This is a genomic window from Dactylosporangium thailandense, from assembly GCF_059739745.1.
The window spans coordinates 3,272,810-3,286,273 of the sequence record NZ_AP029195.1 but is presented as its reverse complement, the minus strand read 5'-3'; the positions used below and the strand labels follow the sequence as shown (position 1 = coordinate 3,286,273).

Annotated in this window: 15 protein-coding genes; 7 read left to right on the top strand and 8 right to left on the bottom strand. The window is 72.7% G+C overall.

Translation table 11 applies throughout. The features are described 5' to 3' along the window. The first annotated feature begins 11 nt into the window (after positions 1-11). Positions 12-1,061, top strand: a complete 1,050-nt coding sequence (locus AC6JBM_RS14790; RefSeq protein ID WP_497984189.1) for a glycoside hydrolase family 11 protein — start codon at positions 12-14, stop codon at positions 1,059-1,061. Here AC6JBM_RS14790 and AC6JBM_RS14785 read toward each other — a convergent pair. The 3 genes from AC6JBM_RS14785 to AC6JBM_RS14775 all read right to left on the bottom strand — a co-directional run bounded on the left by AC6JBM_RS14785 (position 1,058) and on the right by AC6JBM_RS14775 (position 4,081). After that, on the bottom strand, positions 1,058-3,304 hold the full coding sequence (locus AC6JBM_RS14785; RefSeq protein ID WP_497984188.1) for a HelD family protein: 2,247 nt from the start codon (positions 3,302-3,304) through the stop codon (positions 1,058-1,060). The two genes, AC6JBM_RS14790 and AC6JBM_RS14785, sit on opposite strands and share 4 nt — an antisense overlap. A gap of 112 nt (positions 3,305-3,416) precedes the next feature. Then, positions 3,417-3,557 carry a hypothetical protein gene (locus tag AC6JBM_RS14780; protein WP_497984187.1) on the bottom strand — a complete coding sequence of 47 codons (141 nt, stop codon included), beginning with the start codon at positions 3,555-3,557 and terminating at the stop codon, positions 3,417-3,419. Positions 3,558-3,568: 11 nt separating this feature from the next. Further along, positions 3,569-4,081: a nucleotidyltransferase domain-containing protein gene (locus AC6JBM_RS14775; RefSeq protein WP_497986456.1), complete on the bottom strand. Its 513-nt coding sequence runs from the start codon at positions 4,079-4,081 to the stop codon at positions 3,569-3,571. Between the two features lie 231 nt (positions 4,082-4,312). Here AC6JBM_RS14775 and AC6JBM_RS14770 point away from each other — a divergent pair, with 231 nt between their 5' ends. Further along, the gene (locus AC6JBM_RS14770) at positions 4,313-4,636 is read left to right on the top strand and encodes a dihydrofolate reductase family protein (RefSeq protein WP_497984186.1); all 324 of its coding nucleotides are present in this window, start codon (positions 4,313-4,315) and stop codon (positions 4,634-4,636) included. A gap of 7 nt (positions 4,637-4,643) precedes the next feature. Here the strand turns inward: AC6JBM_RS14770 and AC6JBM_RS14765 are convergent, their stop codons facing one another. Together AC6JBM_RS14765 and AC6JBM_RS14760 are read right to left on the bottom strand one after the other, a co-directional pair. Beyond that, positions 4,644-4,976: an STAS domain-containing protein gene (locus AC6JBM_RS14765; RefSeq protein ID WP_497984185.1), complete on the bottom strand. Its 333-nt coding sequence runs from the start codon at positions 4,974-4,976 to the stop codon at positions 4,644-4,646. Positions 4,977-5,104: 128 nt separating this feature from the next. Next, positions 5,105-6,157: an alanine racemase gene (locus AC6JBM_RS14760; protein ID WP_497984184.1), complete on the bottom strand. Its 1,053-nt coding sequence runs from the start codon at positions 6,155-6,157 to the stop codon at positions 5,105-5,107. Positions 6,158-6,236: 79 nt separating this feature from the next. On the opposite strand from AC6JBM_RS14760, the gene AC6JBM_RS14755 reads away from it, so the two are divergent. Beyond that, the gene (locus AC6JBM_RS14755) at positions 6,237-6,689 is read left to right on the top strand and encodes a hypothetical protein (protein WP_497984183.1); all 453 of its coding nucleotides are present in this window, start codon (positions 6,237-6,239) and stop codon (positions 6,687-6,689) included. A 31-nt stretch (positions 6,690-6,720) separates the two neighbouring features. Continuing rightward, entirely contained in the window at positions 6,721-7,350 is a 630-nt protein-coding gene (locus AC6JBM_RS14750) for a class I SAM-dependent methyltransferase (RefSeq protein ID WP_497984182.1), read from the top strand. A 56-nt stretch (positions 7,351-7,406) separates the two neighbouring features. On the opposite strand, the gene AC6JBM_RS14745 is transcribed toward AC6JBM_RS14750, so the two are convergent. Both AC6JBM_RS14745 and AC6JBM_RS14740 read right to left on the bottom strand, forming a co-directional pair. Continuing rightward, positions 7,407-10,460, bottom strand: coding sequence for an ExeM/NucH family extracellular endonuclease (locus AC6JBM_RS14745; RefSeq protein ID WP_497984181.1), 3,054 nt, complete (start codon positions 10,458-10,460; stop codon positions 7,407-7,409). A 225-nt stretch (positions 10,461-10,685) separates the two neighbouring features. Continuing rightward, positions 10,686-11,258, bottom strand: coding sequence for a TetR/AcrR family transcriptional regulator (locus AC6JBM_RS14740; RefSeq protein WP_497984180.1), 573 nt, complete (start codon positions 11,256-11,258; stop codon positions 10,686-10,688). A 98-nt stretch (positions 11,259-11,356) separates the two neighbouring features. On the opposite strand from AC6JBM_RS14740, the gene AC6JBM_RS14735 reads away from it, so the two are divergent. Further along, positions 11,357-11,917 carry a TIGR03086 family metal-binding protein gene (locus AC6JBM_RS14735; RefSeq protein WP_497984179.1) on the top strand — a complete coding sequence of 187 codons (561 nt, stop codon included), beginning with the start codon at positions 11,357-11,359 and terminating at the stop codon, positions 11,915-11,917. 3 nt (positions 11,918-11,920) lie between these two features. Here the strand turns inward: AC6JBM_RS14735 and AC6JBM_RS14730 are convergent, their stop codons facing one another. Beyond that, complete coding sequence (locus AC6JBM_RS14730) at positions 11,921-12,373, bottom strand: pyridoxamine 5'-phosphate oxidase family protein (protein WP_497984178.1); 453 nt, start codon at positions 12,371-12,373, stop codon at positions 11,921-11,923. Between the two features lie 106 nt (positions 12,374-12,479). Here AC6JBM_RS14730 and AC6JBM_RS14725 point away from each other — a divergent pair, with 106 nt between their 5' ends. Then, positions 12,480-12,944 (top strand): DIP1984 family protein, encoded by a 465-nt coding sequence (locus tag AC6JBM_RS14725; protein WP_497984177.1) that lies wholly within the window; start codon positions 12,480-12,482, stop codon positions 12,942-12,944. 286 nt (positions 12,945-13,230) lie between these two features. After that, on the top strand, positions 13,231-13,440 hold the full coding sequence (locus AC6JBM_RS14720) for a hypothetical protein (RefSeq protein ID WP_497984176.1): 210 nt from the start codon (positions 13,231-13,233) through the stop codon (positions 13,438-13,440). Positions 13,441-13,464 lie beyond the last annotated feature (24 nt).

The window sequence follows — 13,464 nt, the reverse complement described above, 5'->3', positions numbered from 1 at the left end:
AAGGACCCCGCATGAAGGCAAGGCTGCTCTTCGCCGGCGCGTGCGCCGCGGCGCTGGCCGCGACCTCGCTCGTGCTGGCCGGCACCGCCCACGCCGAGGCCGATCGCACGGTCACCGCGAACACGACCGGCACCCACAACGGCTACTTCTTCTCGTACTGGAAGGACAACGGCAACGTCACGATGAACCTGGGCGCCGCCGGCTCGTACAGCGTCCAGTGGAGCAACATCAACAACACGGTCGTCGGGAAGGGTTGGAAGCCCGGCTCGAGCCACACCGTGAACTACTCGGGCACGTTCAACGTCAACGGCAACGGGTACCTCGCGCTGTACGGCTGGACGACCAACCCGCTGATCGAGTACTACGTCGTGGAGAACTACGGCAGCTACAACCCGAGCACGGGCGCCCAGCGGCTCGGCTCGGTGACGACCGACGGCAGCACGTACGACATCTACCGCACCCAGCGCGTGAACCAGCCGTCGATCATCGGCACCGCGACGTTCTACCAGTACTGGAGCGTCCGGCAGCAGAAGCGCACCGGCGGCACCATCACCACCGCCAACCACTTCAACGCGTGGGCCGCCCTCGGCCTGAACCTCGGCTCGCACGACTACCAGATCCTCGCGACCGAGGGCTACCAGAGCAGCGGCAGCTCCAGCATCACGGTGAGCGAGGGATCGGGCGGCGGCGGCAACCCGACCCCGACCACGCCGGGCGTGACGACCCCGCCCCCGAACAACGGCGGCGGCGGCGCGTGCAAGGTGACGAACTCGGTGAGCCCGTGGAACACCGGCCTCACCGACAACATCACGATCACCAACACCGGCTCGTCCGCGATCAACGGCTGGGCGCTGAAGTTCAGCCTCGCGGCCGGGCAGACCATCACGTCGGGCTGGAACGCGACCTACTCGCCGTCGAGCGGCCAGGTCACCGCGACCAACGTGAGCTACAACGGCAGCATCCCGCCGGGCGGCTCGACGACGATCGGGTTCCAGGCCAACCACACCGGCAACAGCGCGGCCCCGACCGGCTTCACGCTCAACGGCGCCGCCTGCTCCTAACGCTCGAGCCCGGGCGGGAGCGGGTCGCGGTGGAGGATCACCAGGCCCGCGACCGCCCGGGTCAGGGCGACATAGAGCCGGCTCATCCCCCGCGGCTCGGCCTTCGCGATGACGCCCGGCTCCACCAGGATGACGTGGTCGTACTCGAGCCCCTTCACGAGACTCACCGGCACCACGGGCCCGGGCAGCGCCGGGGCGAGCGCGTCCGGGGCGATCACCGCGACCGTCGCCCCCGCCGGGGCCTCCCGCAGCGCCGAGTGCACCGCGGCGTGCAGATCCTCGACGCGCCGGACGTCGAGGGTGCCGCCCGGGCGGTACGAGCGCGTCGGCTCGATCCCCGCGGCGAGCGCCCGCGCCGCGTAGTCGGCGATCACCTGGGGGACCCGGTAGCCGGTCGGCAGGTCGAGGTGGCGCACCTCCCGCTTGCGCAGCCGCTCGATCAGCTGCGGCCAGCCGGTGACGGCGAGCGGGTGGGTCGCCTGCCCGAGGTCGCCAACGACGGTCATCGAGGCGAACTCCGCGCGCCGCGCGATCATCCGGCACTCCATCGGCGAGAGGTCCTGCGCCTCGTCGAGGATCACGTGCAGGTACGGCTCCGGCTCGGGCGTGTCGTCCGGCGGCGGGTCCGGCAGGAGCGGCTCGGCGAGCCGGGGCACGTAGCCCTCCTCGCCGTGCGGGTCGAAGCCGTCGCCCCAGCCGACGACCCGGTGCCCCTCGCGCCGGATGACGGCCTCGGCCCAGCGCTGGGCGGCGCCGATCTGGTCGTTGTCGATCCCGGGGCCGGCCTGGGCCATCGGCGTGAGCAGGCCGGGGGCGTACAGCTCCCAGCCGTCGCGCAGGCCGCAGCTCAGCACGAACGTGGACACGAGGCGGGGGCCGGCGCCGAGCTCCCGCAGCCGCCACTCGGGCTCGGGGGCCCGGGGCGGGGCCGGGGGCTCGCCCAGCAGGACGGCGAGCTCGTCGAGGAGCGGGACGTCGTCGACGGACCAGCCGGGCTCGTCGCGGTACGACCGCGACAGCCGCTCGGCGTCGGCCGGTTCGAGGCCGATGACCCGCCCGGGCTCGGCGAGCCAGCGCAGCACGGCCGCCGGGGTGAGCGGCGGCCACCACGCGCGCAGGAACCGCGCGAACTCGCCGCGGTCGCGGGCCTCCTCGGTGAAGAGGCTCCGGTCGAGATGCCCCTGGTCGAGCCGGGCCCACAGCGCGTCGATCAGGGCCCCGGCGGCCCGGGAGCGGGCCTCGTTGGGCTTGCCGTCGTCGCGCACCCGGCGTCGTACCGCCCGCAGGTCGTCGCGTCCGAGCGTCAGGACCTGCCCGGCGTACACCATCCGCAGTTGCTCCGGAGCCTCCGGCGGCGTCTGCCACACGAGCTCGGTCAGCACCGCCCGCATGCGCTCGTGGCCCTTGATCGCGGCGAGGGCGGCGGGGTCGCGGCGGGTGGCGGTGACCCCGTCGACGAGCTCGCCCACGGCCCGCAGGTGCACGCTGTCCTCGCCGAGCGACGGCAGGACGCGGGCGATGTAGGTGGTGAACACCGTCGACGGGCCCACCACGAGGATCCGCCCGCCGGTGAGCCGGCCCCGGTCGGTGTAGAGCAGGAACGCGGCCCGGTGCAGGGCGACCTGCGTCTTGCCGGTGCCCGGGCCGCCGGTGATGAGCGTGACCCCGCGGGCGGGCGCCCGGATCGCCCGGTCCTGCTCGGCCTGGATGGTGGTGACGATGTCGCGCATGTGCGGCCCGCGGGACCGGCGCAGCGCCGCTAGCAGGGCGCCCTCGCCGAGCACGCGCAGGTCGCCGGCCCGGTCCGGGGTCAGCACGTCGTCGTCGAGGTCGAGCACGTGCCGGCCCCGGCAGATGATGACGCGGCGGCGCACCACGCCGAGCGGCTCCCCGGAGGTGGCCCGGTAGAACGGCGCGGCAGCGGGCGCGCGCCAGTCGATGAGCAGCGGCTCGACGCCGTCGCGGACGCCGAGGCGGCCGATGCGGTAGGTCTCCCCGTCGTCGAAGTCCAGGCGCCCGAAGACGAGCCCCTCGTCCTCGGCGTCCAGGTCCCGCATCCGCGCGGCGGCGCGCAGCACCATCGCGTCGCGCTCGACCAGGCCGGTCAGCGTGCTGCCGGAGGAGCGGTTGTACCCCTCCCGCTCCAGCGCGCCCGCCTGCGCGCGCATCTGCTCGAGGCGCTCGTAGACCCGGTCGACGATGTGCTGCTCGGCGGCGATCTCCTGCGTTCTGACTTCGGGCACAGTGCAGCGTAGGTCCGTTCCGAGCGGCGAAAATCGGCATCAGGGCCGATGAGAACGGGTTGACGATTCCGTACAATAAAGACAGCGATTCCTTTCGCCGTGCGGCATCGTCTCAACCGTGGTGCAGGACCATGCCGCCTTCGCCGCCCTCGCCGAGGCCCACCGCCGCGACCTTCGCGTGCACTGCTACCGGCTCGTCGGCGCGCTCGCCGAGGACCTCGTGCAGGAGACAGAACTGACGGACAAATCCCACGTCAGAGCCGTTCACGAGCCAGACATCCCGGACGGGCTGCTGTGGGTCGGGGGTAGCTCGTAGCCGAACGTGGCAGCCAGGGCATGAACGTCAAGAAGATCTTTCGGGGCTGGTTCGTAAGCGGTCTTGAATCGAAACATCCACGCTGGTGCGATGCAGTGCACATGCAGTCCGCCGAGAGTGGCTCGTCCGGTCAATGACTCCGCAGGGTACTCGATCCCGTAGACGTTCCTCCCTCGCTCGTCGAACTCGAATACGTGCACGTCGATTTCCCGCCCCTGAGCATCACCGAGCACGAAATTCCATGCCGACTCGTCCGCCCTTGGCCTCGGTGTGTAACCTTTCGCGTTGAACCAGCCGCGCAGAGCTTTCTCATCCGCACGACTGACGGCCACGTCGAGGTCAGCGTGCTCGCGCAGCTCGAGTCCTACGAGCGCGTCAACGCACCAGCCGCCATCGACCCACACGGTGATCCCGTCAGCGGCGAGGCCGCCAACAATCTCGGTCACGTCCTGCACGGTCATCTTTGGCACGGATCCACGGTACCGGCGCGCTCCGACGCCGGTCGCTACCGGACCTGCCGGCCGCGAAAGCGCCATCTCAGCAGTGGTGGGACCGCTGTAATGCCGTGGTGTCGAAACTCGCGTACACAAGATCCAGCAACACCTGCGCGCGCCCGGCGACGCGGCGTTGCGGCTCCGGGCGGTCCGCACTGGCGGCGCTCCGAGGAGCCGATCGCGCCGCTGATCAACGCGATGGAGAAGATCGTCTTCTCGGCCACGCTGCGCGGGCCGCTGGGCTTGGAGCACTCCCGTCTCGCCGGCTCGGACCTGGCCGCCACCGTCGCCGGCCTGCGCCGGCGGCCCGGCGGCGACATCGCCGTGACCGGAGGCTCGGCGCTCGCCCGGGCGGCGGCGCGGCAGGGTCTCGTCGACGAGTACCAGCTGATCGTCCACCCGGTCGCGCTCGGCGCCGGCCGGCCACTGTTCGACGCGGCCGCGCGGCCGCGGCTGCGGGACCGGCGCGACTACGACAACGGCGTGCTGCGGCCGACCTACGTCCCGGCCGACGCCGGCTGACCCGGGCTCAGGCCGCGGCCGGGCCGGCGGGCAGGGCCGGGACGATGGTGAACACCTGATCCAAAGCGGTCATCCGGAACGTGCGCAGCAGGCGCTCGTGCGGGCTCACCAGCGTCAGGCCCTGGCCGCGGCCGGCCAGGCGCTGGTAGACGCTCACGAGCACGCCCAGGGCGCTGGAGTCGATGAACTGCACCGCGGCCACGTCGACGCAGAGGGCGGCCTCGTGCTCGTCGAGGATCGCGTGCAGGTAGCGGCGCAGCTCCGGCGAGGTCGCGATGTCGAGGTCACCCGCGGCGGTCACCACCGTGGCGCCCGCTCCGGGCCGCACCGACAACTCCACGAGGTCCCCACATCCGCGTCACCGGCCCGGTCGGACCGTCCGCCGATGGTAGCCCCCGGGTGACGCGAAGTGCGCCACCGCGATCGAGCGCGTCAGCGTTCCGCGGCCGTTCACCCGGAAGGCGTACGTCAGGTGTTGGCGTTGCGCGCGGCCACGGGCCAGCGATCGGCCACGCGGCCGCCCGAGACCGCGATCAGCTCGTCGGCCAGGTTGACCGCGGCGCAGACGTGGTTGGGCGCGACGCGGAGGACGTCGCCTCGGGCCGGTACCGCGGCGTCGCCGGGAAAGGTGACGGTGGCGTGGTGCTCCGACAGCGCCGTGATCCTCGCCTCCGGCCGGTCCGGGAGCCGCCCGCCGCCCGTCACCCACGGCGGCTGGTCGGCGCCGAGCGCCTTGCTGCCGGCGTCCAGGATGGCCCGGGGGCCGGTGACGCTGACCACGGTCGCGGCCACGGTGAGCGCGACGGCGGACCAGTCGCAGGTGCCGAGCTCGACCTGCTGCGCGTCGTTGAGCAGGTAGACGCCGGGCCGCAGCTCGTTCACGACCGAAGGATCGCTGAGCGCGGCCGTGGGGGTCGAGCCGCCGCTGCGGACTTCCGCCTCGAGGCCGGCCGCCCGCAGCGCCCCGGCGGCCTCGACCAGCGCCGCGGCCTCGTCGGCGGCGGCCCGCGCCCGGTGGCCGGGGAGGTAGCCGTGGCCCGGGAACGTGAACACCCCGCGCACGTCCAGCCCGGCCCGGGCGGCGGCCGCGGCGAGCGCACCGGCCTCGGCGGGCCGCACGCCGCTGCGGTGGTGCCCGCTGTCGACCTCGACCAGCACCGCGAGCCCGGGCACGGCGGCGGCCAGGAGCTCGGCGGCCTCGGCGGAGTCGACGCCGACCCGCAGCGCGACGCGCTCGGCCAGGGCCCGCAGCCGGTGCGCCCGGGCGGGCGAGGCCCAGATCGGGTACGCGATGAACAGGTCCTGACACACCTCGGCGAACACCTCGGCCTCGGCGACGGTCGCCACGGTGAGCCCGGCCGCCCCGTGCTCCAGCTGCCGGCGCGCGATCTGCGGCGACTTGTGCGCCTTGGCGTGCGGCCGCAGGGCGATCCCGCGCGCGGCCGCGGCGTCCGCCATCGCCCGGGAGTTGCGGTCGAGGGTGTCGACGTCGACCACCACGTACGGCGTGCTGAGCTCCATGCGCGCGATCGTGCCATGCCGGGCCGCCGGGGTCCTTGGTATGGTGCGGGCCGACCCCTCGCCCTCCCGGGAGCACCCGATGCCGACCATCCGCGCCGTCCCGGTGCTCGCCGCGCTGCTCGCGCTCCTCGCCGGCTGCACCGGTGGCACCGCCAAGTGGGTGTCGCCGCAGCTCGACCCGGGCGCCCAGGGGCCGCTGCCGGCCGCCTCCGCCAATCTCCCGCCCGCCCCCGTCGAGACCTACACCTCCCCCGCGTCCCGGACCAAGGCCGCGAAGGAGGTCACCTTCACCATCTCGAAGGGCACGGCCAGCCCGGCGACCGGCCGCGTCGACGTGTCCCAGGGCCAGGTCGTGCGCATCACCGTCACCAGCGACGCGGCCGACCGGGTGACGGTCACGGGCTACGACCGCGGCGTCGACCTCAAGCCCGGCAAGGCCGGCTCGCTCACCCTGGAGGCGACCAAGACCGGGCTGTTCCAGGTCGAGACGCGCGCCTCGCACCTGGTGCTGCTCCAGATCGTGGTGCGCTGAGCGCAGGCCGCCGGCGGCTACACTGGCAGTGATGGCCGATGATGGGCAGACCGCGAAAGTCCTGCGCGCCTGGGAGCATCAGGCGGCGGCGTACGACCGGCAGATGGCGTTCTTCGAGCGTGTCTGGTTCGGCGGCGGGCGGGAGTGGCTCACCTCCCGCGCGCGGGGACGCGTCCTCGAGGTGGCGGTCGGCACCGGGCTGAACCTGCCGCTCTACCGGGCGGACACGACCGTGACCGGGGTCGAGCTGAGCCCGGCGATGCTCGCGATCGCGCGGGAGCGGGCGGCCGGCCTCGACCGGACGGTACACCTGCTGCGGGGCAACGCCGAGGCGCTGCCGTTCGCGACCGGCACCTTCGACACCGTCGTGTGCGGGCTGTCGCTGTGCGGCATCCCGCGGCCGGGCGCCGCGATCGCCGAGATGCTCCGCGTGCTCGTGGGCGGCGGGCGGCTGCTGCTGGTCGACCACGTCGGCAGCACCTGGCCGCCGATCCGCGCCGCGCAGTGGCTGGTGGAGCGGTTCACCATCCGGGCCTGGGGCGAGCACTTCACCCGCCGGCAGCTGCCGCTCGTGCGGGGCGCCGGGTTCGAGGTCGTCGAGGTGGAGCGGCGCAAGGCCGGGACCGTCGAGCGCGTGCACGCCCGCAAGATCGTGGTGTGAGCGGCCTGGGGCGGTAGGGCGTCGGGGCCGCCCTCGCGGACGGCCCCGACTATCCACTACACGAGCTTCCAGGGGCCCCAGGGGTCACCCGGGGTCTGGTTGCGCGTCCACCACTTGGCGACGTACTTCTTGCCCTGGTACACGACGACATCCCCAGTGTTGAAGACGCGCGAAGGCGTCCACAGGGCGGTCCCGTCCGGCGTCGTGGCCATCTGCTGCCACGGGCCGTAGGGGTCGCCCGGCTTCTGGTTCTGCGTCCACCACAGCGCCGTCCACACGGAGCCGTTGTACGACACCGTGTCGCCGTTGTTGTAGACCTTCGACGCGTCCCAGGCCGGCACGGGCGGCGTCACCGGGGCGTTGAGCCCGACGACGACCGGGTCGTGGTCCGAAGCCGTGAACGGGTCGGCGCCGTTGAACAGCAGCGTGACGTTGTAGTTGTACCGGCTGTAGGCGAACGCGATCGCCTCCTGCGCGTTGATCTGCCAGACGTCGGCGCCGGTCACGAGCGCGCGAGCGCCCGCGTTGGCCAGCACGTGGTCCAGCGACCCCTGCAGTCCGTCGAAGGCGTAGGTGGCCTCCGACGGGTCCAGGGTGGAGCCCAGGTCGGTGTACCCGGCCTGGTAGAGCACCTGCATCGGGTCTTCCTGGGTGTACGAGTTGAGGTCGCCCACCAGGAACACCCGGTTCGTGCCGATCACCGACGCCTGCTGCGAGGCGAACGCCACGGTGTCCTGCGCCTCCCGGACGCGGGTCGCGTTGAACGAACCCTGGTCCTTCGCGGGAGACGACGTGTCCTGGGCGTCGCCGTCGTACATCGGGGTGCCGGAGCCCTTGGACTTCCAGTGGTTCGTGACGACCAGGAACGCGTCCGCGTCCTGGGCGCCCGCCTTCTTGAAGCCCTGCGCGAGCGGCTCCCGCGCGATCGAGAACGGCTGGCCCGGAGCCGACGACGTCAGCAGGATCGCCGAGTCGCCGACCAGCGCCACGTCCGCCGGCTTGTAGATGAACGCCGAACGGATCACGTCCTCCTCGGCGAGGGCCGGCAGCTTGTCGGCGCTCGGCGAGGGCACGTAGGCCCACACGTTCGCGCCGGCCGCCGCGTTGAGCGCGTCGACGAGCTGGGCGAGGGCCGCGTCGCGGCTCTTGCCGAACTTCGCCGAGTTCTCGACCTCTTCGAGCGACACGATGCTCGCGCCGAGCCGGTTGATACCGGTCACGATCTTCGCCTGCTGCCGCTGGAAGCTGGCGTCGTTCGCGGCCCCGCGCGGGCCGGCGCTGTTGCCCGGACCGGTGCACGACTTCACGCTGACGCGCGTCTCGGCCCGGTCGACGTACCACGTGCAGGTGCCCATCCCCGCCGCAACGTACTGCTCCCCCGTCAACGGGAAGTAGTTCTGCACGTTGAACGTGGCCAGGCGCAGGTTGCCGCCGACGTTGGCGGGCTGCGCGTTGGCCGTGCGGGTGTCGCTGAAGGTCGCGACCGCGTGGCCGTCGTCGGTGACCTGGCTCGTCGGCTGGAAGTTCCAGAGCGAGAAGCGGTACTCCAGGATCACCGGCTGGTGGAACGCGACCTTCGAGCCGACGCTGACCGGGTTGGTCGGCGTCAGCCACGGCAGCGCAGTGCCGGTGTTCGAGCCGGTGCTGTAGTTGACGCTGGCACCGTCATCGAGGGTGATCTTCCGGGCGGCGTTGTCCGCCACCACGGCCTGCGCCTCGGGGCTGCCCGGCTTGCCCACGTCGGTGGGCTGCCGCAGCGGGGCGTCCCCGGCGACGAGGGTGAAGGAGCCGTACCAGTTCGCGTCGTAGTTGTCCGACACGGTGAACGTGCCCTGCGGCGCGATCAGCTCACCCTCGTGCGCCTCCTTCTGCGCGTCCGTGGTCAGGCTCGACCACGGCAGCGTTGCGGGCACGACCGCCGGCAGCGGCGTGGCGAGCTTGGTCACCGACGGCGAGGAGATCTCGGTCTCGCCCTGGAACTCCTGGACGGTACCGCTGACCCGCACGCTGTCGCCGATGCTCACCTGCCCGGCCGAGATCGACCCGAACACGAAGACCGCGTCGGAGGCCCCGGGCGTCGTGTCCGCCGCCTCGGTGCCGCCGCTGCCCCCGGTCTGCAGGAAGAAGCCGTTGAAGCCGCCGGTCGTGTAGACCGCCGTCACAACGCCTTCGGTGGTCACGAACCGGCCCGCGTACGGTGACGTGTCCGTGTTCGTGCCCTGGATCGCGGCGATCGCCAGCACCTCGGTCGCGGCGTTCACCGTGAAGGTGAACGTCGCCGAGGCGCTCGCGCCGGCGGCGTCGGTCGCGGTGACCGAAACCGACGACGAGCCGGCCGCGCTGGGCGTGCCGGTGACGACCCCTGCCGACGAGATCGAGAGCCCTGCGGGCAGGCCCGTCGCCGTCCAGCTGTACGGCGTCGTGCCCCCCGTCGCCGCCAGGTTCAGCGGCGTGATCGCGGTGCCGGTGATGGCGCTCTGCGCGCCGGGGTTCGTCACCGCGAGCGGGCTCGTGCCCCCGTCCGAGGCCGCGTTCTGCGGCTCCGGCGTCGCCGTGTGGAAGTCGGCGGCGTTGTTGTCGGTGTCGGCGCCGGCCGTGTCCCGCTGGTAGCTCAGCACCAGCGAGTTTCCGGACGTCACGGACCCCTCGGGGGAGTTGCTGGTACCCCAGCCGATCTTGTCGATGACCGAGCTGTCGGTCGGCAGGACACCCGAGGCACTGGCGGCGAGGTAGAGCGTGCCGCCCCCGGCGCCCGGGTTGACGCTGGTGCCGGTGTTGAGGTCCGCCGCTGGCAGCGGCGCCCCCGGGTTGGTGCTCGCCCCGTTGCTGGGCAGCTGAATCAGGAAGTGACCGTGCGCGGCCACCGTCCCGGACAGCGCGAACACCTGGGAACCGCTGGGCACGACGGTGCTGGTGGGCGCCCGGTACTGCAGCGTGCTCCCACTCAGCGCGATCGGGCTCGCGGTCGGGTTGAACAACTCGATGAACTTGTTCAGATAGCTCGCACCCGACGAGCCGCCGTTGACGTAGGCCTCACTGATCACCAGGCCCGTGCCCGCCGGGTTGGCGGACGCGGGCTCGGCGAGCGCAGGTAACGCCAACCCGGCCATGGACAGGGATAATGCGACGGAGACCCGCCGGACGAGCACACGGGACATAGACCCGGACCTCCAGTGGTCGGTTTCTTGTTTCCGCCGGCCCGAAGGCCGACCTCGGGACGTTAAATGTCCTGATGCGACGGTCGGCAGACGAAGGCTGAACGGCGTGTAAACCCTAAGGCAGATCGACGAGGCCGAACCCGATGGTAGGGCGGGGTGTAGGGGTCTTGGGCGGGGTCAGATTTGTGACTGGTCCACAAGACGGTCGGCCAGTTCGGCGGCGGCCTCGGGCGTGAGCTCGCCGATGCCGAGGAGCGCGCGGACGTACAGCGGGGCCAGGATGTGGTCGACGACGTCGATGGCCTCGGGGGCCGCCTCGCCGCGGTCGCGGGCCCGCTGGAGCATCGCCTCGAACTGCCGCCCGCGCCCGGCCACGAACGCGTCCCGTGCCTGGACGTTGGTGGTGGACAGCGCCACGACCAGCCGCAGCATCGCGAGCCCGGCGGGCCCGCTCACGTCGCGGGCCACCCCTTCGGCGTAGGCGCGCAGGTCACCGCGCAGGGTGCCGGTGTCCGGCATCGGCGAGTCCGCGGTCAACCGGGTGATGGCGACGTCGGCGACGAGCGCGTCCAGGTCGCCCCAGCGCCGGTAGATGCTGGTGTCGGCCACGCCCGCCCGCGCCGCCACGTCGCCGACCGTGAACGCGCCGTGCCCGCGCTCCGCGACCAGCTCGGCGACGGCCTGGTGCACCGCGGCCCGGACCCGCGCGCTGCGCCCCCCGGTACGCCGGACCTTCTCGTCTTCGCCCACGCGGCGAGCTTAACGCAGCTCACAGTTGCGTTAGTACCGCCGGCGCTTCTATGTTCTTAACGCAGTGCACGACTGCGTTAACCGAGGAGAAGAGCCCGATGACCACGATCGTCGACCGCATCGAAGCCGCCATCGCCACGACCGGCACCGTCGTGCCGGGCCTGGGCCCCGCCCTGGACGCCCCGTCGCTCTGCCCCGGCTGGACCCTGCGCGACGAGCTCAACCACCTGGTCGGCGGCATGCGCATCTTCGCCGCGGAGCTGTCCGGCACGGACGCCGGCGGCGAGCACGAGTCCGACTGGCTCGGCGACGACCCGGCGGCCGCCTACGCCGCGGCGGCCACCCTGGACGGCGAGGCGTGGCGGCGCCCGGACGCGCTGAGCGGGACGGTGCGGCTGGGCTTCGGTGCGATGCCGGCACGGATGGCCACCCTCATCCACCTCACCGAGCTCGTGGTGCACGGCGCCGACCTGGCCGTGTCCACGGGCCGCACCGACCGCCTCGACGCCGAGCAGTGCGCGTATCTGCTGGCCACGATGCGCGAGATGGGCATGGAGGCGTTCCGCCGGCCGGGCATGTTCGGCGCCGAGCTGCCCTGCCCCGAGGACGCCCCCGCGCATGAGCGCCTGCTGGCCTTCCGCGGCCGGGAAGTGGCCTGACGGCTACTCGCGCTCGGCGCGGCGCAGGCCCCCGGGCGGGGTCCACCACTCGACGACCAGCAGCGTGGCCTCCGGGTTCAGGTGGGTGTGCACGACCTCGGTGATGTCGGCGTGGAAGCGGTCGCCGTCGGGCTGCTCGCCGGTGCTCGTGAGCACCGCGCGGCCGGCGATCTTGGCCTCGCCCGGCCACTCGGCCTCGGCGCCCTCGACCGGGTCGACGGTCGCGCTGTGCAGGGCGAAGCGCGGCTCGCGGCGCAGGTCGACGCCCTTGCGCGCGCCGGTCATGGAGCCGAACACGAGCTCGCCCGCCTCGAACTGCGCCTCGATGCCGCTGATGCGCGGGCCCCCGCCGGAGCGGATCGTCGCGATCGTCTTGTGCCGGTGCGCGTCGAACAGGGCGCGGACCCGCCGGGCGAACTCGGGCTCGGCGCGCTCGACGTCCTGCCATGCCGTCATGCGCCCCATGATTCCACCTCGGCGCCGCCGGAGGTGCATTGTGGACACTCGGCGGCCACGCGCAAATCGCGCGCGGACGCGGGAGCGCTCGGCGATACTGTCGGTCATGAAGCTGGCCGAGGCTCTCGCGCTGCGCGCCGCCGCGGTGCGCCGGGTCGAACAGTTGCGGGCCCGGATCGCCGCCAGCGCCCGCTACCAGGAGGGCGAGCCGCCCGTCGAGGACGCCGCGGCGCTGCTGGCCGACGCCGGCGAGACGCTCGGGGAGCTCGAGGGGCTCATCCGGCGCATCAACCGTACGAACGCCACCGTCGAGGTCGAGGGCGGCACGCTCACCGACGCGCTCGCGCGCCGGGACGTGCTGCGGATGCGTCACGCCGTCGTGACCGGCGCGGCCCAGGCGGCCGCCGGCGACGCCCAGCGCGGCCATCGCCAGCTCCGCTCCGAACTCAAGATGATCGTGGCGCTCCCGGTCGCCGACCTGCGGCGCGAGGCCGACGACCTGGCCCGCCAGCTGCGCGAGGTCGACACGCTCATCCAGCGCACGAACTGGGAGGCCGACCTGCTGGACTGAGGCGCGGAGCAGGTAGCCGACGTGGAGGCGCGTACCACCGAGGGCCGGCGGTTTCCGACCCACGCTGGTGCGCCAAGGGCAGGCGCGGGGGTTCGACTCCCCCACCCACAACGCACGCCCAGCACGGCACACAAGTGACGGTGCACGGAGCACGGCACACAACCAGGTGCGGATCCACGGCGGCGAGGGCGGGCAAGGGGTACTCCGCGCCGCACAGCCGACGGCCGGGCGGAGTGGTCAGGAATCGAGAAGCGGCGGCGGCATCGTGACCCCTAGCGTCGGCGGCATGAACAAGTGGGTTCGCCAGGTGCATCGCTGGCTGTCCGTCGCCTTCACGGTGACCGTCGTCGTGTGTTTCGTGGCCATCGCGCAGCAGGATCCCGCCGCCTGGATCTTCTATCTGCCGTTGCCGCCGCTGGCATTGCTCATGCTCACGGGGCTCTACATGTTCGTGCTGCCCTACGCCAGAAGGCGCCGCGAGGCCCGGCCGGTGTAGATCGGCGGGGCCGGCCGGGAACAC

Coding starts and splice junctions, on each gene's coding strand:
- AC6JBM_RS14790 (WP_497984189.1), top strand. CDS start 12: ATGAAGGCAAGGCTGCTCTTCGCCGGCGCGTGCGCCGCGGCGCTGGCC.
- AC6JBM_RS14775 (WP_497986456.1), bottom strand. CDS start 4,081: ATGACCGTGCAGGACGTGACCGAGATTGTTGGCGGCCTCGCCGCTGAC.
- AC6JBM_RS14770 (WP_497984186.1), top strand. CDS start 4,313: ATGGAGAAGATCGTCTTCTCGGCCACGCTGCGCGGGCCGCTGGGCTTG.
- AC6JBM_RS14760 (WP_497984184.1), bottom strand. CDS start 6,157: ATGGAGCTCAGCACGCCGTACGTGGTGGTCGACGTCGACACCCTCGAC.
- AC6JBM_RS14755 (WP_497984183.1), top strand. CDS start 6,237: ATGCCGACCATCCGCGCCGTCCCGGTGCTCGCCGCGCTGCTCGCGCTC.
- AC6JBM_RS14750 (WP_497984182.1), top strand. CDS start 6,721: ATGGCCGATGATGGGCAGACCGCGAAAGTCCTGCGCGCCTGGGAGCAT.
- AC6JBM_RS14745 (WP_497984181.1), bottom strand. CDS start 10,460: ATGGCCGGGTTGGCGTTACCTGCGCTCGCCGAGCCCGCGTCCGCCAAC.
- AC6JBM_RS14735 (WP_497984179.1), top strand. CDS start 11,357: ATGACCACGATCGTCGACCGCATCGAAGCCGCCATCGCCACGACCGGC.
- AC6JBM_RS14730 (WP_497984178.1), bottom strand. CDS start 12,373: ATGACGGCATGGCAGGACGTCGAGCGCGCCGAGCCCGAGTTCGCCCGG.
- AC6JBM_RS14725 (WP_497984177.1), top strand. CDS start 12,480: ATGAAGCTGGCCGAGGCTCTCGCGCTGCGCGCCGCCGCGGTGCGCCGG.
- AC6JBM_RS14720 (WP_497984176.1), top strand. CDS start 13,231: ATGAACAAGTGGGTTCGCCAGGTGCATCGCTGGCTGTCCGTCGCCTTC.